This is a genomic window from Sphingomonas sp. BRN-1R (genome assembly GCF_057748035.1).
The window spans coordinates 3,854,943-3,881,460 of record NZ_CM173236.1; the positions used below are offsets into that span (position 1 = coordinate 3,854,943).

General features: G+C 67.9%; 21 protein-coding genes and 1 tRNA gene. 9 read left to right on the plus strand and 13 right to left on the minus strand.

Features of this window, described 5'->3' with window-relative positions; translation table 11 throughout:
- Positions 1–44 precede the first annotated feature (44 nt).
- From AC3ANX_RS17930 to AC3ANX_RS17945, 4 genes are read left to right on the plus strand one after another with little or no spacing between them, the layout of a single operon-like run.
- Positions 45–1,190 (plus strand): HlyD family secretion protein, encoded by a 1,146-nt coding sequence (locus AC3ANX_RS17930; protein ID WP_488334588.1) that lies wholly within the window; start codon positions 45–47, stop codon positions 1,188–1,190.
- Positions 1,187–2,704: a DHA2 family efflux MFS transporter permease subunit gene (locus AC3ANX_RS17935; protein ID WP_488334589.1), complete on the plus strand. Its 1,518-nt coding sequence runs from the start codon at positions 1,187–1,189 to the stop codon at positions 2,702–2,704. The genes AC3ANX_RS17930 and AC3ANX_RS17935 overlap by 4 nt, the downstream gene beginning before the upstream one ends.
- 5 nt (positions 2,705–2,709) lie before the next feature.
- The gene (locus AC3ANX_RS17940; RefSeq protein ID WP_488334590.1) at positions 2,710–4,197 is read left to right on the plus strand and encodes an efflux transporter outer membrane subunit; all 1,488 of its coding nucleotides are present in this window, start codon (positions 2,710–2,712) and stop codon (positions 4,195–4,197) included.
- Positions 4,198–4,228: 31 nt separating this feature from the next.
- Positions 4,229–4,432: a DUF5818 domain-containing protein gene (locus tag AC3ANX_RS17945; RefSeq protein WP_488334591.1), complete on the plus strand. Its 204-nt coding sequence runs from the start codon at positions 4,229–4,231 to the stop codon at positions 4,430–4,432.
- A 41-nt stretch (positions 4,433–4,473) separates the two neighbouring features.
- On the opposite strand, the gene AC3ANX_RS17950 is transcribed toward AC3ANX_RS17945, so the two are convergent.
- A complete protein-coding gene (locus AC3ANX_RS17950) occupies positions 4,474–4,809 on the minus strand; it encodes a hypothetical protein (protein ID WP_488334592.1) in 336 nt (111 codons plus the stop codon).
- Between the two features lie 7 nt (positions 4,810–4,816).
- Positions 4,817–5,695, minus strand: a complete 879-nt coding sequence (locus AC3ANX_RS17955) for an exonuclease domain-containing protein (protein ID WP_488334593.1) — start codon at positions 5,693–5,695, stop codon at positions 4,817–4,819.
- A 93-nt stretch (positions 5,696–5,788) separates the two neighbouring features.
- Between AC3ANX_RS17955 and AC3ANX_RS17960 the strand changes: the two genes are divergently transcribed.
- Positions 5,789–6,814, plus strand: coding sequence for an oxidoreductase (locus tag AC3ANX_RS17960; RefSeq protein ID WP_488334594.1), 1,026 nt, complete (start codon positions 5,789–5,791; stop codon positions 6,812–6,814).
- A 74-nt stretch (positions 6,815–6,888) separates the two neighbouring features.
- Here AC3ANX_RS17960 and katG read toward each other — a convergent pair whose 3' ends face one another.
- A complete protein-coding gene (gene katG, locus AC3ANX_RS17965) occupies positions 6,889–9,108 on the minus strand; it encodes a catalase/peroxidase HPI (RefSeq protein ID WP_488334595.1) in 2,220 nt (739 codons plus the stop codon).
- Between the two features lie 281 nt (positions 9,109–9,389).
- Between katG and AC3ANX_RS17970 the strand changes: the two genes are divergently transcribed.
- Positions 9,390–11,459, plus strand: coding sequence for a M13 family metallopeptidase (locus AC3ANX_RS17970; protein WP_488334596.1), 2,070 nt, complete (start codon positions 9,390–9,392; stop codon positions 11,457–11,459).
- A 236-nt stretch (positions 11,460–11,695) separates the two neighbouring features.
- Here the strand turns inward: AC3ANX_RS17970 and AC3ANX_RS17975 are convergent.
- Positions 11,696–11,785, minus strand: a tRNA-Ser gene (locus AC3ANX_RS17975).
- A gap of 160 nt (positions 11,786–11,945) precedes the next feature.
- Between AC3ANX_RS17975 and AC3ANX_RS17980 the strand changes: the two genes are divergently transcribed.
- From AC3ANX_RS17980 to AC3ANX_RS17990, 3 genes are all read left to right on the plus strand, one after another.
- Complete coding sequence (locus AC3ANX_RS17980) at positions 11,946–12,791, plus strand: DUF1134 domain-containing protein (RefSeq protein WP_488334597.1); 846 nt, start codon at positions 11,946–11,948, stop codon at positions 12,789–12,791.
- A 38-nt stretch (positions 12,792–12,829) separates the two neighbouring features.
- The gene (locus AC3ANX_RS17985; protein ID WP_488334598.1) at positions 12,830–13,243 is read left to right on the plus strand and encodes a DoxX family protein; all 414 of its coding nucleotides are present in this window, start codon (positions 12,830–12,832) and stop codon (positions 13,241–13,243) included.
- 173 nt (positions 13,244–13,416) lie between these two features.
- A complete protein-coding gene (locus AC3ANX_RS17990; RefSeq protein ID WP_488334599.1) occupies positions 13,417–14,706 on the plus strand; it encodes an adenylosuccinate synthase in 1,290 nt (429 codons plus the stop codon).
- A 48-nt stretch (positions 14,707–14,754) separates the two neighbouring features.
- Here the strand turns inward: AC3ANX_RS17990 and AC3ANX_RS17995 are convergent, their stop codons facing one another.
- From AC3ANX_RS17995 to ku, 9 genes are all read right to left on the minus strand, one after another.
- On the minus strand, positions 14,755–15,084 hold the full coding sequence (locus AC3ANX_RS17995; RefSeq protein ID WP_488334600.1) for a hypothetical protein: 330 nt from the start codon (positions 15,082–15,084) through the stop codon (positions 14,755–14,757).
- A gap of 138 nt (positions 15,085–15,222) precedes the next feature.
- Entirely contained in the window at positions 15,223–16,293 is a 1,071-nt protein-coding gene (aroC, locus tag AC3ANX_RS18000; RefSeq protein WP_488334601.1) for a chorismate synthase, read from the minus strand.
- 2 nt (positions 16,294–16,295) lie between these two features.
- A complete protein-coding gene (fabI, locus tag AC3ANX_RS18005) occupies positions 16,296–17,099 on the minus strand; it encodes an enoyl-ACP reductase FabI (RefSeq protein WP_488334602.1) in 804 nt (267 codons plus the stop codon).
- A 5-nt stretch (positions 17,100–17,104) separates the two neighbouring features.
- Positions 17,105–18,073, minus strand: coding sequence for a YihY/virulence factor BrkB family protein (locus AC3ANX_RS18010; RefSeq protein ID WP_488334603.1), 969 nt, complete (start codon positions 18,071–18,073; stop codon positions 17,105–17,107).
- Between the two features lie 6 nt (positions 18,074–18,079).
- Complete coding sequence (locus AC3ANX_RS18015) at positions 18,080–19,024, minus strand: DnaJ C-terminal domain-containing protein (protein WP_488334604.1); 945 nt, start codon at positions 19,022–19,024, stop codon at positions 18,080–18,082.
- Between the two features lie 239 nt (positions 19,025–19,263).
- Positions 19,264–20,157, minus strand: coding sequence for a transglutaminase family protein (locus AC3ANX_RS18020; RefSeq protein WP_488334605.1), 894 nt, complete (start codon positions 20,155–20,157; stop codon positions 19,264–19,266).
- Positions 20,154–22,634, minus strand: a complete 2,481-nt coding sequence (locus tag AC3ANX_RS18025; RefSeq protein WP_488334606.1) for a circularly permuted type 2 ATP-grasp protein — start codon at positions 22,632–22,634, stop codon at positions 20,154–20,156. Before AC3ANX_RS18025 ends, AC3ANX_RS18020 begins: the two co-directional genes overlap by 4 nt.
- Before the next feature lie 93 nt (positions 22,635–22,727).
- Positions 22,728–25,259: a DNA ligase D gene (gene ligD, locus AC3ANX_RS18030; protein ID WP_488334607.1), complete on the minus strand. Its 2,532-nt coding sequence runs from the start codon at positions 25,257–25,259 to the stop codon at positions 22,728–22,730.
- 208 nt (positions 25,260–25,467) lie between these two features.
- Positions 25,468–26,334 carry a non-homologous end joining protein Ku gene (ku, locus tag AC3ANX_RS18035; RefSeq protein WP_488334608.1) on the minus strand — a complete coding sequence of 289 codons (867 nt, stop codon included), beginning with the start codon at positions 26,332–26,334 and terminating at the stop codon, positions 25,468–25,470.
- Positions 26,335–26,518: the final 184 nt, after the last annotated feature.

The following is a 26,518-nucleotide window of genomic DNA, read 5'->3' on the forward strand; positions in this document are numbered from 1 at the left end:
GCCATCGCCGGCCGGGACGTCGATGCTGCGGTGAGCAAGGAAATATGAGCTTGGAAGATGTTCCGGGTGATCCGAACGATCGTTCCGCCCTCGAAGGATCGCCGGCGATCGTCGAACCCGTCACGGTGCCGCACGGCGTGAACGCGCCGCCCGCGCGCCGGCGTTCGCTGCGCATGCCGCTGTTACTGCTCGCGCCGGTGGTGGCGGTGATCCTCGGCCTGTATTTCTACCTGAGCGGCGGCCGTTACGAGAGCACCGACAACGGCTATGTCCAGTCGGGTCTGGTCTCGGTCAGCGCGAACGTGAGCGGTCCGGTGGTCACCATCGCGGTCCGCAACAACCAGCGCGTCCGCGCCGGCGACGTGCTGTTCCGGATCGATCCCGCGCCCTATCAGGCTTCGGTCGACGAAGCCGCCGCCGAGCTTGCCGCCGCCCGCACGCAGGTCGCATCGGTGCGCGCCAGCTACCGCGAGGGCGAGGCCACGTTGCAGGCGGGCCGCGATCGGCTGGCCTATGCGGTGCGCGAGGCCGCGCGGCAGAAGGCGCTGCTTGCGGAGGGCATCTCGTCGCAGAACCAGTACGATCAGGCCCAGCTCGCCGTGCAGACCGCGCGCCAGCAGATCGAGACCTCGGTCCAGCAGAATGCCGGCGTCGCCGCCACGCTGACCGGCAACGTCGCCGCCCCGACCGAGCGCCAGCCTTCGGTGCAGCGCGCGGAAGCCGCGCTCGAACGGGCGAAGCTGAACCTCGGCTACACGGTCGTACGCGCCGCGCAGGACGGCGTCGTCACCAAGGTCGATCAGTTGCAGATCGGCAGCTACGTGCAGGCGGCGAAGCCGGTGTTCACGCTGGCGGGCACGCGGCTGTGGGTGGAGGCGAACTTCAAGGAGGACCAGCTCAACCACATGCGCATCGGCCAGCCCGCGACGTTCAAGGTCGATGCCTTCCCCGATCTCAAGCTGACCGGACGCGTCGCCAGCTTCAGCCCCGGCACCGGCAACAGCTTCGCGCTGCTGCCGCCCGAGAACGCGACGGGCAATTGGGTCAAGGTGGTCCAGCGGCTGCCGATCGAACTCAGCATCGACCGTCTGCCGCAAGGCGTTCCGCTTCACGCCGGGCTCAGCGTGGAGGTCAATGTCGATACCGGATATCGGCGGCATCTGTTCGGCGGCGCGGCGCCCACGAAATGACCGGCGGCTATCCAGCCCCGGCGGTGCGGAACTTCATCACCGCATCGGTAATGGCGGCGACCGTGATGAACTCGCTCGACAGCACGATCGCCAACGTGGCGCTGCCGCACATCCAGGGCAGCGTGTCGGCGTCGAGTGAGGAGATCACCTGGGTGCTCACCTCGTACATCGTCGCCGCCGCGATCATGACCCCGCTGACCGGCTGGCTGGCGGGGCGCTTCGGGCGCAAGCGGCTGATGCTGTGGTCGATCGTCGGCTTCACCACGGTCTCGGGCCTGTGCGGGCTTGCCGGCAGCCTCGGCGAGCTGGTCGGGTTTCGCTTGCTGCAAGGCGTGTTCGGCGCGGCGCTGGTGCCGATGAGCCAGGCGATCCTGCTCGACATCAACCCGCCCGAGCGCCACGGCCCGGCGATGGCGGTGTGGGGCATGGGCGCGATCCTCGGGCCGATCATCGGCCCTGCGCTCGGCGGCTGGCTGACCGACAATCTGTCGTGGCGCTGGGTGTTCTACATCAACCTGCCGATCGGCGCGCTCGCGTTCGTCGGCCTGTCGGCATTCCTGACCGAGACCAGGGATGCGGCGCGGCCCCGGCTCGACATCTTCGGCTTCGCGATGCTGGCGCTGGCGTTGGGCTCGTTCCAGTTGATGCTCGACCGCGGGCAGACCAAGGACTGGTTCAGTTCGCTCGAAATCTGCATCGAGGCGGCGCTCGCGACGTTCTTCGGCTATCTGTTCGTCGTCCATACGCTGACCGCCTCCAAACCGTTCATCGACATCGGCATGTTCAAGGACCGCAACTTCCTGACCGGCTCGATCTTCGGCTTCTTCCTCGGCACCGTACTGTTCGGGGTGCTGGCGCTGCTGCCGACCATGCTCGAGACGCTGATGGGCTATCCGGTGGTGCTGACCGGTCTGGTCACCGCGCCCCGCGGGATCGGCACGCTGATCTCGATGATGATCGTCGGCCGCGTCATCAAGCGCGTGGATGCGCGGTTGCTGATCTTCACGGGGTTCGGCCTTGCCGCCTTTTCGCTGCACATGATGTCGGGCTTCTCGCTTGGGATGAGCGAGCGGCTGGTGATCCTGTCCGGCTTTATCCAGGGGCTCGGCACCGGTCTGGTGTTCGTGCCGCTGACGACGATCGCGTTCGCGACGCTGGACGTCAAATACCGCAACGAGGGCGCGGCGATGTTCACGCTGACGCGCAATATCGGTTCGGCGGTGGGCATTTCGGTGTTGCAGGCGATGACGATCCGCAATGCCGCCAGCGTGCATTCCCGGCTGAACGAGGGCATCCGCCCGGACAATCCGGTCCTGCCGCAAGGCTTCGATTTCGACGTGCCGAGCGCGGTCGCGGCGATGAACGCGCAGATCACGCGTCAGGCTTCGATGGTATCCTATATCGATGCGTTCTGGATGCTGTTCGTCCTCTCTCTCGCGGTGATCCCGCTCCTGCTGCTGATGCGCGGACCGCGCAAAGGTGCGGGTGACGCGCCTGCCATCCATATGGACTGACCCCGATGCGCCTGCCCCTTCTCGTCCTCGTCATCGCCGCGCTCGGCGGTTGCACGGTCGGCCCGGATTTCACGCCGCCGGTGGCGCCCGCCGCCAGCGCCTATCTGCCGCCGCGCGAGCAGCATGCCGTGGCGGGCACGCCTGCCGTCACGCTCGGCAGCGGTCCGGGCGCGCGCTGGTGGACCGCGTTCGGGTCGAACGAACTCGACGCGCTGGTCGATCGCGCGATGGCCAACAACCGCAGCCTCGCGGGCGCCGACGCCACCCTCGCCGCCGCGCGCGACGATCTGCGTGCGATCGCCGGGCGCCGCCTGCCGCAGATCGACGCAAATGCCCGCGTCGAGCAGGAGCAGGTCAATCTGGCGGGCTTCGGCTTCTCGGGCGACAACCCGCTCGCGACCGGGGGCAACCCCGAATTCCACCTCTATTCGGTCGGCGGCGGGATCAGCTACGATCTCGACCTGTTCGGGGGGGTGCGACGCCAGATCGAACAGAGCGCCGCACAGGTGGACTCGCAGCAGCGACGCAGCGAGGCCGCGCATCTCTCCATCGCGGGGCAGGTCGTCAACCAGGTGCTGAGCATCGCCGCGATCCGCGCCCAGATCGCGACCGCCAGGGCGCTGCTCGCCGACGATCTCCGCAACGTCGACCTCACCCAGAAGCGGCGTCAGGGCGGCGAAGGCACGCTGGTCGAGGTGCTCAACGCGCAGAGCCAATATGCCGCCGACCGCGGCGATATCCCCCAACTCGACCAGCAACTGGCCGAAGCGCGCCACCTGCTGGCGACCCTCGTCGGCGTGGCGCCCGCCGATCTCGGGCCGACCGAGTTCGACATTGCCGCGCTGACGCTTCCCGCCTCGGTTCCGGTCGCGCTGCCGTCCGAACTCGTCCATCGCCGGCCCGACATCCTCCAGGCCGAAGCTGATCTCCACGCCGCGACCGCCAGCGTCGGCATCGCCACGGCGCGGCTGTATCCCGACATCATGCTCGGCGCGACGGTGACGCAGGGCGCGCCCGGCATCGCCGATCTCGTCAAGAACGCGTTTCGCGGTTACGATATCTTCGCGGGCGTGACCGCGCCGATCTTCCACGGCGGAACCCTGAAGGCGCAGCGCGCCGCCGCGATCGACCGTGCGAAGGCGAGCGAAGCGACGTACCAGCAGACCGTGCTCACCGCCTTCGGTCAGGTCGCCGATCTGCTGTCCGCGATCCAGAGCGATGCGCGTTCGGTCGCGAACCAGCAGGAATCGGTCGCGGTGGCGGACCGGTCGCGCCAATTGTCGCGGCGCAGCTTCCAGGTGGGCAATTCGGGCATCCTCCAGGTGCTCGAGACCGAGCGGCTGTATCAGCGCTCCAGCAACGGGCTGGTGCTCGCGCGGACCCGCCAGTTCCTCAACGTCGCACGCCTCTACGTCGCCACCGCAGGCGGCTGGACCGGTGCGCCTTCGGCATCGGCAACCCCGGATCTGGCCACGCCGGCGGCGCTGCGGTAGGGCGGCCGGCAGACTGTGGGAGCAGGGTGGAATGCCGGAACCGGGCACGCGCGTGGATGAACTCGGCACGCTGATCCGCGACGGTGGCGCTTTCTACCTGCGGCGCGATCTCGGCGGCCGTTACCAGTTGCAACTGCCGCGCACGCCGGTCGATCTGGTCGAGAAGCGGGTGCGGCTGATCGGTACGCTGATCGGCCCCGATCTCGTCGACGCCGATGGCGTCGCGTCGGCCTGAACGTCTCGGATCGAAGGCACCGATGCGCTGCCGTCCGAGTATCACTGCGGCGGATCAAGCGCCTCGTACCACGCGGCATAGGGCGTGGTGCGCGCCATGTGCCGGTTGAGATCGGGCGTGCCGTCCTCCCACCATGGCGGCCCGCGTTCGCCGAGCGCGATCTTGGCGGCATCGACCGCGTCGTGCGCAGCCGCCTCGGCAGGTGCGTCGCCCACGCGCCGCGCCTGCCCGACCGCGCGCCGTGCGTCCATCAGCGCGCGCACCAGCTCCGCCTTGCGCCCGGCAGGCAGATGCGGGTTCGCCGCACGCCACAGCCGGCCACGCACGACGAGATAGCGGCCATCGGGGGTGAGCGGCGGCCGGGCAGCGCGCGGCACCCTCGCTTCAGCCCGCCAGCGCGACGGGTGACATGCCGATGCGCAGGTCGATCTCGCCTTCGGTGAGGATCGCGATGGCCGATCCGGCGCGACGCAGCTCCTCGGCACGGCGATAGCCGGGCGCGGCGTGCGCGAAGCGGCCGTAGGGCTGATCGTCGCTCACGACGAGTATCGTCGTCGTGGGCCCGACCGACGACAGCACGCGCGCGCCCGCCTCCGCAAGCCGCCGGGCGAGCGGCCCGTCACGCGACGCACCGAGGATGGCGACGCGCTCGCCCTTCAGCGGGCCGTGCTTGGCCGGCTTGGGCGCGGTGCCGCCGCGCGGATAGGCGGGGGCGAGCCAGCCGGGCAGACCGATACCGGTATGCTCGATCGCGCGGACCACCACCATCCCGGCCGCGCGCGCGTCACTGAGCGCGTCGTGATGCTTGTGGCGGATGCCGAGGAACTTGCTCAGCACGTTGAGCCGGTGGCTCGGCAGTTCGGGCCACGCCCGCTGCGCCACCCGCACGCTGTCAAGCCAGGTGGTCGCGATCGGCGTCCGGTCGTGCACGCGGCAGGCGGCGGCGAGCGCGCCCTTGTCGAAGTTCGAATGCGCGACGGTGATCCGCCCCGACAGGTGCCCGTCGATCGCGGTGTGGACGTGCGCATAGGTCGGCTGGCCGATCACGTGATCGGCGCTGATGCCGTGAATGCGAATGTTGAACGGCGAGAAATCGTCGCACGGATCGACGAGGCTCTCGTAGGCGAACACCTCCGCACCGTCGCGGAAACCGACGATGCCGATCTGGCAGATGCTGCTCACGCGCGAGCAGGCGGTTTCGACATCGACCACCACGAAGTCGGGCGGAGCATCTGACGGGATCGGAAGCATCTGGCGGAACATATCACGCCGGGGGCAGCGCGCCTATGCCGCGCGCGCGACGTTGTCGTCGTTGCTGCCACGCTCTAGGATGGTGGCGGGGATCGAGGAGCGGATATGACGGACATCGGCGTCGGGTTGGTCGGCTACGGCCTGGGTGGACGTGCCTTTCATGCGCCCTATGTCCGCGCCACCCCCGGCATGACATTGCGTGCGGTCGTCTCGCGCGACGCCGCCAAGGTGCAGGCCGATCTGCCCGACATGCGCGTGGTCGGCGATGTGGCGTCGCTCGTGGCGGATCCGGCAGTCGATCTGGTGATCGTCTCTAGCCCCGACGCGCTGCACGCAGACCATGCGCTGGCGGCGCTCGCGGCGGGCAAGCATGTGCTGGTCGACAAGCCATTCGCCACCACGCTCGCCGATGCCCGCAAGGTCGCCGCCGCGGCGCAAGCGGGCGGGCGGCTGCTCAGCGTCTTCCAGAACCGCCGCTGGGATGCCGACTTCCTGACGCTGCGCGGGCTGATCGCGGAGAACAGGCTCGGCCGGATCGTTCAGGTCGAGAGCCGGTTCGATCGCTGGCGCCCCGTGCCCGCGGGCGTGTGGAAGGAGGCGCGCCCGGGTGGCGCGTGGCTCGATCTGGGACCGCATCTGGTCGATCAGATGCTGTGCCTGTTCGGTATGCCCGAGGCGGTGATCGCCGACATGGCGACGCTGCGTGACGGCGCGCCTGCGCCCGACTATTTCCACGTCACCTTGCGCTATCCGGGTCGCCGCGTGCTGCTTCAGTCGAGCAAGCTCGTCGCCGACAACCGCTTGCGTTTCGCGGTGCATGGCACCGGCGGAAGCTGGATCAAGCACGGTGTCGACCCGCAGGAGCAAGCGGTCCTCGCCGGGCGATCGCCGGGTGGGGCGGACTGGGGGCTGGACCGGGAGGACGGCATGTTCCAGGGCGCCGATCCTGCCCTTCCCGCTACACCGATCCCGAACGTGCGCGGGGATTATCGCCGCTTCTGGCTGGCACTGGCGGCAGCGATCCGTGGCGAGGCGCCGAACCCGGTTCCCCCGGCGGAAGCGCTGGCGGTGATGACGGTTCTGGATGCTGGCCTGCGCAGCGCCGAGCAAGGCTGCGTCATAACGCTCTGAGGTGCTGGCCGCGTCCGGCACGCCGGCATCGCGTTCGGTGGCGGAGCCGTTCCGGCCCCGCCACCACGCAAGGATCAGGCGCGTTCCTGGCTGAACGCCGCCGCCGGAGCCTTGAGGTCGAGCCGATCCGCGTTCATCACCTTGGTCCACGCCTTGACGAAATCGCGCACGAAACGCGCGTTCGAACCCGCCTGAGCATAGACTTCGCCCTGTGCGCGCAGTTCGGAGTGCGACCCGAAGATTAGGTCCACCCGGCTTGCGGTCCAGGTCGGCTGCCGGGTCGTGCGGTCGAGGCCCTGGAAGCGGTTCTTGTGCTCGGTCGCGACCCATTCGGTCTTCATGTCGAGCAGGTTGACGAAGAAGTCGTTGCTGAGCGTGCCGACCCGGTCGGTGAACACACCATCCTTGCTGTCGAACGCATTGGCGCCGAGCACACGCAAGCCGCCGACCAGCACGGTCATCTCCGGCGCGCTGAGGCGCAGGAGCTGGGCCTTGTCGACCAGCGCCTCCTCGGGCGCCATGAAGTGGGATGGGTGATAATAGTTGCGGAACCCGTCGGCGACCGGACGCAGCGCCTCGAAGGAATGGGTGTCGGTCCATTCCGCGGCGGCATCCATGCGACCCGGCGCGAACGGCACCGTCACGTCCACCCCGCCGTCCTTCGCCGCCTTCTCGACCGCTGCCGTACCGGCGAGCACGATCAGATCGGCGATCGACACCTTTTTGCCGCCACTCGCGCCTGCGTTGAAGTCGGCCTGAACCTGCTCCAGCTTGCCGAGCACGTTCGCCACCAGCGCGGGATCGTTGACCTCCCAGTCCTTCTGCGGCGCGAAGCGGATGCGCGCGCCGTTGGCGCCGCCGCGCTTGTCCGAGCCACGGTACGTCGAGGCCGAGGCCCATGCGACAGAGACGAGCTGCGGCACGGTAAAGCCGAGATCGAGCAGCTTTCCCTTGAGCGATGCGATGTCGGCATCGTCGATCACCGGATGGTCGAGCGCGGGGATCGGGTCCTGCCAGATTAGCGTCTCCTCGGGCACCAGCTTACCGAGATACCGGCCGGTCGGCCCCATGTCGCGGTGGGTTAGCTTGAACCAGGCGCGCGCGAACGCATCGGCGAACTGATCCGGATTTTCGAGGAAACGGCGCGAGATCTTCTCATACGCCGGATCGACGCGCAGCGCGAGATCCGAGGTGAGCATGGTCGGCTTGCGTTTCTTGTTCGGGTCGAACGGATCGGGCACGTTGTCGGGGCCGTCCTTGGCTACCCACTGGTGCGCGCCGGCCGGGCTCTTGGTCAGCTCCCACTCGAACCCGAACAGGTTCTCGAAATACAGGTTGGTCCACTCGGTCGGCTTCTGCGTCCAGATCACTTCCAGCCCGGAGGTGATGGCATGCGCGCCCGAGCCGCTTTCGAACGTGCTGCGCCAGCCGAGCCCCTGATCCTCGATCACCGCGCCTTCGGGTTCCGCACCGAGGAACGACGGATCGCCCGCGCCGTGCGTCTTGCCGAAGGTGTGGCCGCCCGCGATCAGCGCGACGGTTTCCTCGTCGTCCATCGCCATGCGCGCGAAGGTCTCGCGGATGTCGTGCGCGGACGCTTGCGGATCGGGGTTGCCGTTCGGGCCTTCCGGGTTGACGTAGATCAGCCCCATCTGCACCGCGCCGAGCCCGGGGTGAAGCTGACGCTCGCCCGAATAGCGCTCGTCGCCAAGCCACGTGCCCTCCGGCCCCCAGAACAGCTCCTCCGGTTCCCAGGTGTCGGCGCGGCCGCCCGCGAAGCCGAACGTCTTGAAGCCCATCGATTCGAGCGCGACGTTGCCGACCAGCACGAACAGATCGGCCCAGCTCAGCGCCTCGCCGTATTTCTGCTTGATCGGCCACAGCAGCCGCCGCCCCTTGTCGAGGCTGGCATTGTCCGGCCAGGAATTGAGCGGGGCGAACCGCTGCTGCCCGCCGCCGGCGCCGCCGCGACCGTCGGTGATGCGATAGGTGCCGGCGCTATGCCAGGCGAGCCGGATGAACAGGCCGCCGTAATGGCCGAAATCGGCGGGCCACCAATCCTGCGAATCGGTCATCAGCGCGGTGAGATCGGCGATCACCGCATCGAGATCGAGCGTCGCGAAAGCCGCCGCGTAATCGAAATCCACGCCGAGCGGGTTCGAACGCGCGGAATGCTGGTTGAGCCCGCTGAGGCTCAGCCCTTCCGGCCACCAGTCACGATTGCCCTGCCGCGTCTTGCCACCGCTGCCATGCCCGAAGGGGCAACCGGTGCCCGTCTCTCCTGTGTCCGCCATGACTCGCATCCTTTCTTGGTCCAAACGTCTCGTGGTATCGCGTCGCGATCCGCGTTGGGTGTCTTGTAGAGGTGCGGCGACCAATCCCGAACGGCAAAATACCACTGAGAATGATCGTATTTGGCGTACAATCCGCGCGCAGCACATCCGCAGCGAACCATTCCGCCAATACCGCACGATATCGCGCATACGGAACCCAGGCTGATGGAAACCGCCGCGATCTGGCCCCCGATTGCGGCGCGGTGTACGCACGCGCCGACATGTACCGCGAAAGGTTGCCCATGACGCGTTCCGCCCTGTTCGTCGCCCTGCTGCTGACCACCGCCGCCTGCTCGCCCTCGACCAGAACCGACGCGACGGCGCAGCACCCCGCCACCACCGCGGGCATCGACACCGCCGGGCTCGACCGGTCGGTGAAGCCGGGCGACGATTTCGATCAATATGCCAACGGCACCTGGCGCGCGAAGACGGTGATTCCGGCCGACCGCGCCTCGACGGGCGTGTTCCGCGACGTGTTCGACATCGCCGAACGCCGCAACGCGCAGGTGATCGGCGATGCCGCCAAGGCGAACGCCGCGCCCGGCACCGACCAGCGCCGCATCGCCGACTTCTACGCCGCCTTCCTGAACACCGACGCCATCGAGCAGCGCGGCCTCGCGCCGATCAAGCCCGAACTCGCCGCGATCGCGGGGCTCGCGGACAAGACCGCGCTGGCGAAGATGCTCGGCAGCGATCTGCGCGCCGACGTCGATCCGCTCAACGCCTCCAATTTCCATACCGAGCATCTGTTCGGCCTGTTCGTGACGCAGGATTTCACCCGGCCCGACACGACAATGCCCTATCTCCTGCAAGGCGGCCTCGGCTTGCCCGAGCGGGATTATTACCTTTCGCCCAAGCCCGACATGGCGAAGATCCGCACCGCCTACGTCGCCTATCTGACGCGGATCTTCACGCTGGCGGGCATGAGCGATCCCGCCGCCCGCGCGCAGCGGGTGATGGCGCTGGAAACCAGGATCGCCACCGCGCATCTCGACAACGTCTCGAGCCAGGATCCGGAAAAGGCCAACAATCCCTGGTCGCGCGCCGACTTCACCCGCAAAGCGCCGGGGCTGGACTGGGCCACGTTCTTCACGGCGGCGGGGCTTGGCGAGCAGCAGACCTTCATCGTCTGGCAGCCCGCCGCGACCGCGGGATTGGCGAAGCTGGTGGCGAGCGAGCCGCTCGACGCGTGGCGCGACTGGCTGACGTTCCACCATATCAACGCAGTGACGTCGGCGCTGCCCAAGGCGTTCGACCAGGCATCCTTCGAATTCAACGGCCACACGCTGTCGGGCACGCCGGCGCAGCGGCCGCGCGACAAGCGTGGCATCGCCGCCGTCAACGCCGCGCTCGGCGACGCGGTCGGACAGATCTACGCCAGGCGGTTCTTCCCCGCATCCTCCAAGGCAGACATTCAGGGCATGGTGAAGAACATCCTCGCCGCGTTCGACAAACGTGTCGCCGCGCTCGACTGGATGGCGCCCGCCACCAAGGCCGAGGCACGGCGCAAGATCGCGACGATGCGCGTCGGCGTCGGCTATCCCGAGACATGGCGCACGTACGGCGCGCTGGAGATCAGGGCGGACGATCCGGTCGGCAACATGCAGCGCGCCCGTCTCGCCGAATACCGCCACCAGCTCGCCAAGCTCGGCAAGGCACCCGACAAGGGCGAATGGTGGATGACGCCGCAGACCGTGAACGCGGTGAACCTGCCGCTGCAAAACGCGCTCAACTTCCCGGCGGCGATCCTCGAAGCGCCGTTCTACGATCCCAAGCGCGATGCCGCCGCCAATTACGGCGCGATCGGCGCGGTGATCGGCCATGAGATCAGCCACAGCTTCGACAATACCGGCGCGCTGTTCGATGCGAGCGGGACGCTCCGCAACTGGTGGACGCCCGCCGATTTCGCGCACTTCAAACAGCAGGGCGCCGCACTGATCGCGCAGTACGATGCGTACGAGGCGCTGCCGGGGCTCCACGTCAACGGTCGTCAGACGCTGGGCGAGAACATCGCCGACGTCGCCGGGCTGACCGCCGCCTATGAGGCCTATCACGCCTCGCTCGCCGGTAAGCCCGCGCCGGTGATCGGCGGGATGAGCGGCGACCAGCGCCTGTTCCTCGCCTTCGCGCAGAACTGGCGCGCCAAGGAACGCGACGAGTCGCTCCGCTCGGGCATCGCCACCGACGGCCACGCACCCGATCGCTTCCGCGCGCAGACGGTGCGCAACCTCGATCCGTGGTACGCCGCGTTCAAGGTTCAGCCGGGCGAGAAACTGTACCTCGCGCCCGACAAGCGCGTGCACGTCTGGTGAGCGCTCCCGCCTTCCTGCGGCGCACGTCGCAGGAAGGCGCATCGTCCTGAGGCGCCGGCGGACCCGCCCCAGGTTCGCGGCGTAAACCTTCCGGCACGCCTCGCGCTTGCATTACGGTGATGCCGATGGCGGCGATCCGACTTTCCCGGACGGTCGCTCACGCCGACACGTGTCGGCGCGAGCGTAGCAAGCCGTTCGAAGGCGCCCGGTTGCGTAGCAGATCTCTCGAGACCTGTTGGCGGAGACGGAGGGATTCGAACCCTCGATACGGTTTCCCGTATGACGCTTTAGCAAAGCGTTGGTTTCAGCCACTCACCCACGTCTCCGGCGCACGGCAGAGCGGGGCTATAGCGGCGGTTTTGCGGCGGATCAACCGGATGTGTTGCGCGCATTTGACGTAAATTCGACTCGCTTCGGCGCGTGGTTCATTGTGGATAAAGCAAATCGGGCGCTACGTCCGGCGACGACGATCGGGGGAGTTGCGCGATGCGCGTTCGGGTTCTGCACTGTTCTATGGTTGCCGGCGTGCTGGCGATGGTCACCGCGCCGCTGGTGGCGCAGGTCCGCACGGTCGATCCCAACGAGGCGATCGACAGCGATCTGCATGCGTCCGCGCCGCGCACGACCACGCCGACGATGAGCAACCCGACGCCCCGCGCCACGTCCGCGCCGCGCTACCCCGACACGCCGGTGCCCGCCGAAACCGATTCGCGCGTGTCCTCGGGCGCGCAATATGATGCGCCTGCGCAGCAGCAAGGCCGGAGGCAGGATAGCGGCCCACCGCCTGCGCAAACACAGGGCGGCGGCTTCAACACCCGCGACCAGGCCGAGGCAGCGGCGGGCCGCGCCGACACCTTCAAGCGCGAGGAATTGCTGAGCGCAGCCGAAGGCACGTTCGGCAAGGGCGCGGCAGGCCTGTCGGGCATTCTCGAGCGTACGCTGAAGGAACAGGGCGAGCCCAACGCTTATATCGCCGGCAGCGAGGCGTCGGCCGCGCTGGTGGTGGGCTTGCGCTACGGGCGCGGCAAGATGTTCCACAAGGTCGAGGGCGAGCAGCCGATCTACTGGACCGGGCCGTCTGTGGGCTTTGATCTCGGCGGCGATGCCAACAAGGTGTTCGTGCTGGTCTATAATCTCTACGACAGCGAGGAGATCTACCACCGCTTCCCCGCTGCGGAGGGGCGCGTCTATTTCGTCGGCGGATTCGCCGCGACCTATCTGCGCTGGGGCAATGTCGTGCTGATCCCGATCCGGCTCGGCGTCGGCTGGCGGCAGGGCGTCAACATCGGCTATATGAAGTTCAGCCATAAATCGAACTGGTTCCCGCTATAAGCTGGCACGCATCCCCGCTGCCGCGCCGCCTCGAACGGATGCGGACGGCTTTGCGCTGGGTGCTGGCGGCGGCATATCTGGCGGCGGGGGTGCTGCATCTGCGCTTTCCCGCGCCGTTCCTCGGCATCACGCCGGCGTGGGTGCCCTACCCGCAGCAGGTGATCGCCTTCACCGGCGTGTGCGAGATCCTCGGCGCGATCGGGCTGTGCACGCCCCGGCTGCGGCGGTTCGCGGGAGTGATGCTGGCGCTCTACGCGGTGTGCGTGTTTCCCGCCAACGTGAAACACGCGGTCGACTATTTCACGCTCGGGCGCGGCGGGTTGAGCCTGTGGTATCATGTGCCGCGCCTGCTGCTCCAGCCGTTGATCGTGTGGTGGGCGCTGTTCGCCGGCTGCGTGATCGACTGGCCGCTGCGCGCGCACAGCTATCCGCGCGCGTCCGTGCTGCGCTAAAGCCCCCCTCCGTTCGTGCCGAGCGAAGTCGACGCACCGCCCCCGAGCATGTGCGTCGACTTCGCTCGGCACGAACGGGTTAGAAGGTACGCTACGCGCCGCATTAAACATGGACCCACGCGCCCGCGCCGATTAGGGGTGCGCGCTTCCTACGCAGCATGTGGACACGGGATTTGGCGAACGTAGCGGTGATCGGCGCCCAATGGGGCGATGAGGGCAAGGGCAAGATCGTCGACTGGCTGGCGGAACGCGCCGATGTCGTCGTGCGCTTCCAGGGCGGGCACAATGCCGGCCACACGCTGGTCGTTGGCGAGGCGGTGTACAAACTGTCGCTGCTGCCCTCGGGCATCGTGCGCGGCACGCCCTCGGTGATCGGCAACGGCGTGGTGCTCGATCCGTGGGCGCTCAAGGCCGAGGTCGAGAAGCTGCGCGGCCAGGGCGTGACGATCACGCCCGACACGCTGATGGTCGCCGATACCTGCGCGCTGATCCTGCCGTTGCACCGCGATCTCGACGGGCTTCGCGAGGATGCGAGCGGCGCGGGCAAGATCGGCACGACGCGGCGCGGCATCGGCCCGGCCTATGAGGACAAGGTCGGCCGGCGCGCGATCCGGGTGTGCGATCTCGCGCACCTCGACGATCTCGGGCCGCAGCTCGACCGGCTGACCGCGCATCACGACGCGTTGCGCGCAGGCTTCGGCGAGCCGCCGATCGACCGCGACGCGTTGCTCGCCGAATTGCGTGAGATCGCCGGCTTCGTGCTGCCGTTCGCGCGGCCGGCGTGGCGCGACCTCAACGCGGCGCGCGAACGCGGCCGTCGCATCCTGTTCGAGGGCGCGCAGGGCGTGCTGCTCGATGTCGATCACGGCACCTATCCGTTCGTCACCTCCTCGAACACGATCGCGGGGACGGCGGCGGGTGGCTCGGGGCTCGGGCCGGCGGCGGTGGGCTTCGTGCTCGGCATCGCCAAGGCATACACCACACGCGTTGGCTCCGGTCCGTTCCCGACCGAACTGACCGATGAGACCGGCGAGCGCCTCGGCCAGCGCGGGCATGAGTTCGGCACCGTCACCGGGCGCAAGCGGCGCTGCGGCTGGTTCGATGCGGTGCTGTTGCGGCAGTCGGCGGCGGTCGGTGGGATCACCGGCATCGCGCTCACCAAGATCGACGTGCTCGACGGGTTCGAGGAAGTGAAGATCTGCACCGGCTACAGGCTCGGCGATCAGATGCTCGACTATTTCCCCGCCCATGCCGCCGATCAGGCGAAGGTCGAGCCGGTGTACGAGACGATGCCCGGCTGGAGCGAATCGACAGCGGGCGCGCGAAGCTGGGCGGAACTGCCCGCTCAGGCGATCAAATACATCCGCCGCATCGAAGAACTGATCCGTTGCCCGGTCGCGCTGGTCTCCACCAGCCCCGAGCGTGAGGATACCATTCTCGTGCGTGATCCGTTCGCGGACTGAACGCATGCGAATGCGCCCGGCGGTGGTGACCGCCGGGCGCGCGTCGCCTTAGCGGCGGTGCTTCTTCGTCTTGGTGGTGCTCGACGTGGTGTTCGTCGTCGACGTCGTATCACCGGTGGTGCCGGTGGTGCTTGCCGAGTCGCCCGTGGTGGTGCCGGTGGTCGACGTCGAATCGGATGAGGTCGACGGGGTGGCCGGCATCGTCGAATCCGGGGTCGTCGGCGTGGTGCCGGTCGTGCCGCCGGGCATCGTCTGACTGCCGGTCGTTCCCATCGAGCCAGTGCCGCCGGTGGTGCCGCCGGTCGTTGTGCCGGTCTGCGCGAACGCCGCGGTCGACAATCCCAGTGCGGCAACCGCCAAGATCATGGTCTTACGCATCGTATCTCTCCTTATACGCCCGACTGCTGCCAGGCTCGGGAGATAGAACGCACGCGAACGACGATCGAATCTCGACAGACCGTTATATTGCAACGCTCTGACGAATACTTCCGATCGCCTGTCCGACCTGGTGGGCAATCATGCTCCGCACTGTGCGCGGTGCAGCAACTTCTGGTCGGCGAGCACCAGCGCCACCATCGCCTCCACCACCGGCACGCCGCGAATACCGACGCACGGATCGTGGCGACCCTTGGTGCGGATTTCGGTCGCGTCGCCTTCGCGCGTGATCGTCGGCACCGGCGTCAGGATCGAACTGGTCGGCTTGAACGCGACGCGCAGGCGCACGGGCTGGCCGGTGGCGATGCCGCCGGCGATGCCGCCGGCATGATTCGCCGCGAACATCGGCCCGTCCTCACCCGGCGCCATCGCATCGGCGTTCTGCTCACCGGTGAGCGCGGCGGCGGCGAACCCGTCGCCGATCTCGACGCCTTTCACCGCGTTGATGCTCATGCACGCCGCCGCCAGTTCCGAATCGAGCTTGGCATAGAGCGGCGCGCCCCAGCCGGCGGGCACGCCGGTCGCCTCGCACGCCACCACCGCGCCGAGCGACGATCCCGCCTTGCGCGCATCGTCGACCAGCGTCTCCCAGCGCGCCGCGGCCTGCGCATCGGGGCAGAAGAACGGGTTGTTGCCGATCTCAGCGGCATCGAAATTGGCATAGTCGATCGCGTCGCCGCCGATCGCCTCGACCCAGGCGAGGATCGCCACCTCGGGAATCACTGCGCGCGCCACCGCGCCGGCCGCGACGCGCGACGCAGTCTCGCGCGCCGACGAGCGCCCGCCGCCGCGATAGTCGCGGAAGCCGTATTTCGCGTCATAGGCGTAATCGGCATGGCCGGGCCGATAGGCGAGCGCGACCTCCAAATAATCCTTCGATCGCTGGTCGACATTCTCGATCATCAGGCTGATCGGCGTGCCGGTGGTGCGACCTTCGAACACGCCCGAGAGGATGCGGACCTGATCCGGCTCCTGCCGCTGCGTGGTGAAGCGCGAGGTGCCGGGGCGACGCTTGTCGAGAAACGGCTGCACGTCCGCCTCGCTGAGCGCGATGCCCGGCGGGCACCCGTCGACGACCGCGCCGATCGCCGGGCCATGCGATTCGCCCCAGGTGGTGAACCGGAAGACGCGTCCGAAGGTGTTGAAGCTCATGCTTATACCAGCGCGATATCCGGTGCGTCCTCGGCCTTCATGCCGATCACGTTGTAGCCCGCGTCGACATGGTGCGTCTCCCCGGTCACGCCGCTCGCCAAGTCGCTGAGCAGGTACAGCCCCGCGCCGCCGACATCCTCGATCGTCACGTTGCGCTTCAAGGGCGAGTTCAGCTCGTTCCACTTCAGGATCAGGCGGAAGTCGCCGATCCCGGAGGCGGCGAGCGTCTTGATCGGGCCGGCGGAGATCGCGTTGACGCGGATATTGTCGCGGCCGAGATCGACCGCGAGATATTGCACGCTCGTCTCCAGCGCGGCCTTGGCGACGCCCATCACATTGTAATGCGGGATCACCTTCTCCGCGCCGTAATAGCTGAGCGTCAGCAGCGCGCCGCCGTTCGGCATCATCGCCGCGGCCCTTTGCGCCACCGCGACGAACGAATAGACCGAGACGTTCATGGTCAGCAGGAAATTGTCGAGGCTGGTGTCCATGAAGCGGCCGCGCAGCTCGTTCTTGTCGGAAAAGCCGATCGCGTGGACGACGAAGTCGATCGTCGGCCATTCCTTGGCCAGTTCCGCGAAGGTCGCATCGAGCGCGGGCATGTCCGAAACGTCGCAGTCGAACAGCCGCGCCACGCCGAGTTGCTCGGCGAGCGGGCGCACGCGCTTCTCCATCGCTTCGCCCTGATAGCTGAACGCCAGTTCCGCGCCGGCCTCGCTCAGCTTCTTGGCGATCCCCCAGGCGAGCGAGCGATCGTTGGCGAGCCCCATGATCAGCCCGCGCTTGCCCTTCATCAATTCGTTCACGACGATTACGTCCCTGTTGCAGCACCTGTTGGCGGTGTCTCTACTCCCGCTTTGGGCGGTTCCGCCAGTGCCGCGTTGAGATGTGCGCCGAACACGATGCCCAGGCCCACCAGAAAGAAGAACAGCAAGGTGATGATGACCCCGGCGAGGCTGCCGTAGGTAAGGTCGTAACTGGCGAGATTGGCAAGCACCACCGGCAGCAGCGCGGTGATCGACAGCCACCATGCGGTGGTGAACAGCGCGCCCGGCCATTCGGGCGAACCGCCGGTGAAGCGATATTTGGAGGGCGTGACCGCGACGAACAGCATGTAGAGCGCAAGGAACATGACGAGGCCGGGGATCGCGCGCGAAAGGCCGATCCAACCCGCCAGATCCTGTGCGAACGGCAGCAACGTATAGATGAACTGCTCCGCCGCGACGAGCACGCCCTGGATGAGGAACGACAGCACCGCGAGGAACACCGAGGCGAGGATCACCGCCATCGAACTCAGCCGGTAATGCCAGAACGGCTTGGTCGATTTGACGCCGTAGGCGCGGCGGAAAATGTCGCGGATCGTCTCGACGAAGCTGCCGACGCTCCACAGCGCCACCAGCCCGCCCAGCCACGCGAGCGAACTGCCGCTGCGCGCCTGCAACACATGCGCGATCGGATCGCGCAGCAGATCGGCGACGGACGCCGGCAGGACGTGCAGGAACGACGCCACCGCGCGCTGCGTCTCCGCGCTCTGGCCGAGCAGCGAGGCGATGACGGCGGCAAGGATGAAGAACGGGAACACCGTCAGCAACGCCAGATAAGCGAGGTTGCCGGCATGGATGAACCCGTCCGACAACACGCCCAGCACGACGCGCTTGACGATCAGCCACGCATAAGTGAGCCGCTTGAACCCGACCGGCACGTCCTCGGGCTTGAGCCCGATGCCTTCCTCGCCATGTATCCCACGTTCTTCCGGCGAGAATGGCGAGATTTGCGACATGCGGGACTAGACGCCCAGATTGCCGCGCGGGTTCCTTTTGTCCTGGTCTTTCCAGCTCTGCACGAATTCGACCAGCGCATCGTCCCCGACCGGCAGATCGACCATCAGCGTCACCAGTTGATCGCCGCGCCCGCTGCCGTCCGCCTTGTGGAACCCACGCCCGCGCAGCCGCAGCGTCTTGCCCGAGGTCGAGCCCTTGGGGACGGTGAGCATCACCGCGCCCTCGACGGTTGGCACGCGCACAGCGGCGCCGAGCACGGCTTCGGACAAGCTGATCGGCAGATCTAGCCGGACGTTGTCGCCGTCGCGCGTGAAGAAGCGGTGCGGCTGGATCTCGATCTTGACGATGCCGTCGCCCGCGCCGCCCGGCCCGACCTGCCCCTTGCCGGCAAGCCGCATCTGCGCGCCGTCCTCGAGATTGGCGGGCAGCTTGAGGTCGATCGTCTTGCCGTCGGCGAGCGTGATCCGCTGCGGGGCGAGCGTCGCCGCATCGACGAACGGCACCTTCAGTTCATAGACGACGTTCGGTCCCTTGGGCTGCGGTCGCCGCCCGAAACCGCCGAAGCCGCTTGCGAACCCTCCGCCACCGCCGCCACGCCCGCCGAACAGCCCTTCGAACAGGTCGCTGGCGTCGCCGCCGAACTCGAACCCGCCTTCGGACGGGCGGAAGCCCCCACCCGGATGCATGCCGCCGCCACCTCCGCCGCCGAAGCCGAACGGCGCGGCGGGGTTGCCGTCGCCGTCGATCTCGCCGCGATCGAAGCGCGCGCGCTTGTCCTTGTCGTTGAGCAGGTCATAGGCCTGCGTCACTTGGCTGAACCGCTCGGCCGCCTTGGGATTGTCCTTGTTGCGGTCCGGATGCAGTTCCTTCGCGAGCTTGCGATAGGCTTTCTTGATGTCGGCCTCGCCGGCGTCTCGCGCCACGCCCAGCGTCTGATATGGATCGGCCACGTTCGTCCCCGGTTGATGATGCATGATATGTGGGGAGGATTTGTCCCCGGTGCAATTCTACGACGTATTTACCCAAACCGCTCGTCCTGAGTAGCTGCCGAGTAGCCCGTAGGGCGTATCGAGGTAGCGTATCGAAGGACAGGCCTCACGCGATCACCGGTGCTTCGATACGGGCTCTCGATACGGCTTCGCCTACTCGATCCCTACTCGGCACGAACGGTTCAGGGTTTTCCGCCCAATCAAGCCGCGACATCCTCCATCTCGGGTGCGACGTCGACGCTGACGTCGAGCTTCTGCGCGCCCGCACCCAGCACGATGCCGTCGATCGGCGCGATGTCGCCGTAATCGCGGCCGACCGCCATGATGATATGGTCGTTCGCCATCCAGATGCCGTTGGTCGGATCGAGCCCGACCCAGCCGATCCGCGCGCCGCACCACAACAGCACCCACGCGTGCGTCGCATCCGCGCCGACCAGCCGCTTCTTGCCGGGCGGCGGAAGCGTGCGGATATAGCCCGACGCATACGCCGCAGGCAGCCCGGCGGTGCGCAGCCCCGTAATCATGATCTGCGCAAGATCCTGGCAGACGCCCGCGCGCTTGACGAAGGCCTCGTGCGGGGAGGTGTCGATCAGCGTGGCTTCGGGATCGAACCTGAACTCGCGGCGGATACGCTGGCACAGCGCCATCCCCGCCTCCAGCGCGCCGCGCCCTGGATCGAGATCGAGCGCGCACCAGTCGCCGATCTCGCGGTCGAGCGCGATGCGCGGGGACGGGAACAGATAGGCAGCCGGCCCGGCGGCGGAGGGGTCGCGGCTCAGCCGGGCGGCTTCCGCCACCTGCGCGAGCGTCGGATCATCGGCGGCTGGCACCGGCGCGGGACGATCGACCACGACGCGCGAGATGCTCTCGATCGACAGGAACTTCACCGGCTCCTCGACCACCAGCCGCATGACGTTGGCGAGCCCGCCCTCGGCACGGGTCGGATAGGTGCGGCTGGACGGCGAGATCACCAGCCGATAGTCGAGCAGCTCCTGCCCCGGCCACGCCACTGGCTTCAGGCGCAGGTTGCAGCGTGCGAACTTGGCCGATCCCGAATAGTCGAAGCGCGTGATGTGGCTGATATCGTAGATCATGCGAGCGTCATGCCCGCCGCGCGCAGCGGCTCCGCGCCTTGCAGGAAATAGCGCCGCGCCACCGCGTCCGACAGCGCGTAGAGCCGGCGCTCGACGCTCCGCAGCACCGGCTCGCTCAGCCGCGCCGCGCTTGCGGTCAGAACGCCCGCAAGCAGCGCGTTCGCCTGCGCCTGCTGGTCCTCCTCCATGCCGTCGTCGCCGAGCACGGGGAGCGCACGTAAGTGCTCGACGATCCGCTCGATCTGGAACGCGAGGCTGCGCGGATTGCCCGGATCGAGCGCGACGAGATCGACCACCGGCACGCGCGCGATCCCCGTCAGATACCGCTGGCGATAGCTGATCTGGCTGTCGGCAAGGTCGAGCAGCGTCGACAGATCGTCGAGCCCGGTGCCCGCCATGCCGAACGTGGGGACGGCACGCGCCATCGTCAGCGCACGTTCGATCCGGCGGCCGAGATCGTGGAACCGCCACGCGGCCGTGCGCCCCATATGCTCCGCCGACAGCCCGGCAAGCGCGGCGTAGCGGCGTTGCAGCGAGCCGGTGCGGTCAAGCATGCCGCCGCGCGTCGGATAGGGCGCATCGAGCAGCCGGATGAAGTCCGCCGCGAGCCGGTCGCGCGAGCCCTTGCCGATCCCGCGCGCGAGCCGGTTGACCGCACGCACGCTGTGCGTCTCCTCGCCCTCCAGCGCGGTGCGGGCGAACTGGATGAGGTCGGCGCGCTTGAGGCTGGCGGGCTTGGGCGCGCCGCCGCCGTTCACCACCAGCGCCACCAGCCGCCCGAGCGTCTCCGGCCCGAGCGCGCCGCCGGCATCGGCGTCGATCGAATTGCCGAGCATCACGCGAATGATGTTGAGCAGCGCCTCGCCGCGTTCGAGATAGCGCCCCAGCCAGAAGAAATTGTCGGCCACCCGGCTCGGCAGCGTGCCCGGATTGCGGCGGATCTGCACGGTATCCAGCGCCGGCAGCAACGACACCGCATCGACCGGCTCCGGCCCGTGGATCGCGACATCGGCCGACCAGGTGCCCTCGCCCATCACCGAGGCGCGCACGTCGGGCTCCGCGCCGATCCGTGCGAAGCCGCCGGGCAGCACCGTCCAGGAGCCGTCGGCCCCGCGCGCCGCGAACACGCGCAAGGTGAACGGGCGCGGCACCAGCCCCGCCTCGGTGACCACCGGCATGGTCGACAGCCGCACGATCTCCTGCCCGACATAATCCTGCGGGCGCGAGGCCATGTCGGCGAGCAGCCGCTTGCGCGCGCCACCGGTGATCTCCGCGCCGGGCAGCGGCCTCAGGCCATCCATGCCGAGCGGTTTGACGCCGAACGCCGGGCCGATCAGCAGATTGTCGAAATCCTCGATCACGGTGGCGCAAGCCCGCGCCTGCCCGCACCACCACGTCGCGATATTGGGGAGGATCAGGTCGCGCCCGGTCTCGCGCGCGCAGATGCGCGGCAGGAACGCCGCGAACGCCGCCGATTCGGGCACGCCCGCACCCGGCGCATTGGCGATGACGGTGTTGCCAGCCGCCATCACGTCGATCAGCCCCGGCACCCCGATCTGCGAGTGCGAATCGAACGCGAGCGGATCGAGCAGGCGCGGATCGATCCGGTGCCACAAGGCGTCGATCCGCTTCAATCCGCCGATCGTGCGGACGTAGAGCTTGTCCTCCAAAGCGGCGAGATCGGCCCCTTCCACGAACAGGAAGCCGAGATAGCGCGCGAGGTGCGCCTGTTCGGCATAGGAGATGCTGTAGCGCCCCGGCGTGAGCAGTCCGATGCGCGGCTCGGCGCGCTCGCAGGCGGCGGCGAGCCCGTCACGGAAAGCGGCGAAGAACGGCGCATGCCGCTCGATATTGAGCCTGGCCTGAAGCCCGCCGAACGCGCGGCTGACCGCCAGTCGGTTCTCCAGCGCATAGCCCGCGCCGGTCGGTCCACGTAAGTGATCGGACAGCACGCGCCACTCGCCGGTCGGCCCGCGCCCGAGATCGAACGCGACGAAATGGAGGTGCCTGCCCCCGGGTGGTGCGAGCCCTGCCATCGGCCGCAGGAAATAGGGGCTGCCGGCGACGAGCGCGGCGGGGATCAGCCCCTTCTCGACCAGCTTGGCCTCACCGTAGAGATCGGCGACGACATGTTCGAGCAACTCCGCGCGCTGAACGATGCCGGCGGCGATGTGCGCCCATTCCCCGGCCTCGATCAGCAGCGGCACGGGGGAGAGCGGCCACGGCCGCTCCTCGGTCTCGCCGGCGATGCGGAAGCCCGTGCCGATATCCTCGGCATGGTGCTGGACGCGTTCGCGCGCGTTCGCGAGATCGTCGCCGCCGACGGTGGCGATCTCCTCGAGCATCGCCGCCCACGCCGCGTTGTCGCGGTCGTCGCACAGCACGTCGCCGGCGGGCCCCTTGGCGCAATAGTCCGCGATCCAGCGGTGCGCGTGAACCGACGCGTCGAGCAGGCTCGTCGCGGTCAGCGTCGGCACGGCGGCTTGGCCCCTCTGGCAGCGCGGAAGATCACGAACCCTATCATAGCTGGCGCGGGCGCTCCCACAAAGCCGGGGCTTGCGCAACCGGCTTCACAAATCCGGCAGCACCTGATCGGCCACGCCCCAGCCGGCGAGCGCACGGCTGCCGGCGCGCTCGATCAGCGTGGGCGCGTCGCGCACGCTCCACAGGTTGGCGCGGTCGATCTCACGCAGTTCCGCCCAGCTTACCGGCACCGCGACCGGCGCGCCGGCGCGCGCGCGTGCCACATAGGGCAGCACCGCGGTCGCGCCGCGCTGGTTGCGCAGCCAGTCGATGAAGATGCGATCCTTGCGCTTGGCCTTGGACATGGTGGCGACGAACCGCTCGGGCTCGCCCACGGCAAGCGCGCGCGAGAAGCGGTCGGCGAAATCCTTCACCGCCGGCCATTCCGCTTGGGGGCTGAGCGGCACGACGACATGCACGCCCTTGCCGCCCGACAGCATCGCGAAGCTGACAAGACCGATCTCGGCGAGGTGTTCCTTCAAATCCTCCGCCGCCTTACGCACCACATCGAAGCCGAGCCCCTCGTCGGGGTCGAGATCGAACACCATGCGATCGGGCTGTTCGAGCGTGGCGACCGACGATCCCCAGCCGTGAAACTCGATCGTGCCCATCTGCACGCACGCGACGAGGCCGTCGGCATCGTCGACATAGAGGTAATTCTCGGTCGAGCCGTCCTTCTCGAGGATCGGCACCTGATGGACATGGTCGCCGAAGCTGCCCGCGTCGTGCTTCTGGAAGAAGCACGCCTTGCCGCGCCCTTGCGGGCAGCGCACCAGGCTGATCGGGCGATTGCCCGCCCACGGCAGCATGACTGCGGAGACCTGCGCGTAATAATCGGCGAGATCGCCCTTGGTGACGTCCGAATCCGGGAAGATCAGCCGTTCGCGGCTGCTGACCGTGACGTGGATTTCGGGGGTTTGAGGCTGTTCCGCTTTCGCCACCTCGGGTGCGGCGGAGAGTGGGACCGGAACTTCCGCCACCACCTCACTCGCCGGCTTGTCCTCGCGCAGGCCGATGAAACTCGGGTGGCGCAGCACGCCGTCGGGCGTCGTCTCGGTAAATGCCACCTCCGCAACCAGCTTGGGCGATACCCAGTGGGCGCCGCGCACCATCGCGCGCGGGGCGGTGACGGTCGCGGTCTTGCGTTCGATGCGGGCGAGCTTCGCGGTCAGATCCTCGTGCAGCGCGGCGTCGAAGCCGGTGCCGACCTTGCCCGCATAGATCAGTCCGTCGGGCGTGTTCAGCCCGAGCAGCAGCGAGCGGAAGCCGCGCTTCTTCTCGGACGGCAGCCAGCCGACGATGACGAACTCCTGCCGCCGGATGCACTTGATCTTGAGCCAGTCGGTCGTCCGCTTGCCGCGATACGGCGCATCGGCCCGTTTCGACACGACGCCTTCATAGCCTTCGCGGCACATCGTTTCGAACAGTTGCTCGCCCGAGCCGACGATATGCTCGGAATATTGCAGCCGCGCATCCGTACCCGCGAGCAGCGGACGCAGCCGTTCCTTGCGCTCGATATTGGGCAGCTTGGTCAGATCCTCGCCGTCGAGGTCGAGCAGGTCGAACGCGAAGAACGTCATCTCCCCGCCCGCCGAGATCGCATCCTTGAGCGTGGAGAAATCAGGCCGCCCGTCCTTGAACGCCACGATCTCGCCGTCGATCAGCGCATCGCCGACGTCAAGCCCGGCGGCCGCCTCGGCGATGCCGGGGAACTTGTCGGTCCAGTCGAGCCCGCTGCGGGTGAACACCTTGGCCGTGCCGTTCGCGACGGCGACGAGCGCGCGGTAGCCGTCGTACTTCACCTCGTGCAGCCAGCCGCTGCCGGTCGGCACAGAATCGACCAAGGTGCAGAGTTGCGGCTCGCGGAACCCGACGTCGCCCCGGCGGAGGCCGGGGCCGCTGCGGGGCTTGGTCGCGCGCTGGCCACTGGCCGGCCCCGGCCTGCGGGGTTCCCGCAAAGTGTTACTTTGCGGGCTGCCCCTCCGCCGGGGCGACGACTTTGGTTTCAATCCCTCCGCAATCTCCGCCATGGTGCGGCCGGTCTTCACGCTGGTCAGCGCCGTCTCGACGAGCGCGTCGGTCGCGCCCGCGTCTGCATCATCGATCTTGCGCAACAGCCAGTTCTCGGCCTTCTCCTTGCCGCGCGGCTTGAGGCGGATCAGCAGCCATTCGCCCTTCATCCGCTCGCCATCGAGCACGAAGTGGAGATGCCCCTTCTCGATATCCTTGGCCGATTTGCCCGCGACCGGCGCCCAGGTGCCGTCGTCCCACAGCATCACCGTGCCGCCGCCATATTCGCCCTTGGGGATCGTCCCCTCGAAATCGGCGTAGGAGAGCGGGTGATCCTCGGTGCGAACCGCCAGCCGCTTCTCGTTCGGGTCGAGGCTCGGCCCGCGCGTGACGGCCCAGCTTTTGAGCACGCCGTCGACTTCGAGGCGGAAATCCCAGTGCAGCCGCGTCGCGTCGTGCTTCTGGACCATGAAGCGGTTGCCATTTCCAGGCGCGAGCGTGCCGGCGGGCTCCGCCGTCTTCGCGAAGTCTCGCTTGGCGTTGTAGCGGGCGAGGGGGTCGGTCGACATGCGCGCCTACTCCGTCACCCCAGCGCAAGCTGGGGTCTTCTCGGGGAGAGCGCACGGCCTGCCGCGAGAGACCCCAGCGTGCGCTGGGGTGACGCGTGGAGCCATTCCTCTCGTCGCCCCGGCGCAGGCCGGGGCCGCTGTGTGGCTGGGCGGGCGTTTCGCCCGAAACGTGACGGCCCCGGCCTGCGGCGGGGCGACGGATCGCGGGCTATGCACGTTTCTTTGCCGCCGGTTTGCGCGCCGGTGCCTTCTTCGCGGGCGCCTTCTCCGCCGCCGCACCGCCACGCGCCTCGACCGATTTCTTGAGCGCGGCCATCAGATCGACCACGTTCGAACCGCCCTTTCTGGGCGCGTCGCCCTCGGTATCCTCGATGATCTTGCCGCCCTTGGCCTTGCGCTTGCGTTCGACCAGTTCCTTCAGCGCGTCGACATAGCGATCGTGGAACTCCTGCGGGTGGAACGGCCCCGATTTCTTCGAGATCAACGTCTCGGCCAGGTCGAGCAGGTCGTCGTCGGGCTTACCCTCGGGAATGTCGCGGAAATAGCCCTGCGCCTTGTTGACCTCATCGGCATAGCGCAACGTCTCCAGCACCATGCCGCGCCCGCACGGCTTCAGGCTGACGACATATTCGCGCCCGCGCATCGCAAGCTGGCCAAGGCCAACCTTCTTGGTGCGCCTGAGCGCCTCGCGCAGCACGATGAACGCCTCCTCGGCGAGATCGTCTGCGGGCACCACGAAATACGGCTTCTCGTAATAGAGCACGTCGATATCGGACGCATCGACGAATTGGGTCAGTTCGAGCGTCTTCTTCGATTCGAGCTTCACCGCGTCGATCTCGTCTTGTTCGAGCAGCACGTACTCGCCTTTCTCGAACTCGAAACCCTTCATGATCTCGTCAGTGTCGACCGGGCCGACGCCGGTGACGACCTTCTCGTAATGGATCGGCTTGCCGGTCGGCTCGTGGATTTGCTTGAAGCTTATTGCCGCGCCCGATTTGGTGGCGCTGTAGATCTCCACCGGGATCGAGACGAGCGCGAGGCGGATCTGCCCCTGCCAATATGCGCGTGCCGCCATCTGCCGGTTCCTTTCGCCCACGAAACCGATTCAATGTGTGGCGCGCGGAGTCGTTCCGTCCGCTCGCCCGCGACCCGCTCGCGCGCCTCTCCTCCCGTTCGTGCTGGGCGAAGTCGAAGCACGTGCCCCATGAGCGATGGCGTGCGCGGCACGTCCTTCGACTTCGCTCAGGACGAACGGTGTA